The sequence below is a fragment of the Candidatus Schmidhempelia bombi str. Bimp genome (assembly GCF_000471645.3).
Classification (GTDB): Bacteria; Pseudomonadota; Gammaproteobacteria; order Enterobacterales; family Orbaceae; genus Utexia; species Utexia bombi.
Window position 1 is genome coordinate 1 of record NZ_AWGA01000117.1, and the last position, 251, is coordinate 251.

Sequence of the window (251 nt, forward strand, 5' to 3'; positions counted from 1 at the left end):
CACTTATTGACGGCACAGGGGTAGCGATTGCCTTTACCGATGGCAATCCCAACCGCCCCTATATTGCCCATGCCCTGCATGACAGCGACCACCCCGACCACGTCTCCACCGCCAACAAACACCGCAATGTGATTCGCACGCCGGCTAACAACAAGCTACGTATGGATGACAAACGTGGACAAGAGCATATCAAACTCGCGACCGAATACGGCAAAACTCAACTCAATCTGGGGCATTTGGTAGACCAACAC

Annotated in this window: 1 protein-coding gene; it reads left to right on the forward strand. The window is 53.4% G+C overall.

Going from position 1 to position 251, the window contains the following annotated elements; all coding sequences use genetic code 11:
• The coding region (locus O970_RS09320; protein ID WP_193553289.1) for a type VI secretion system Vgr family protein at positions 1-251 on the forward strand (251 nt) is incomplete at both ends.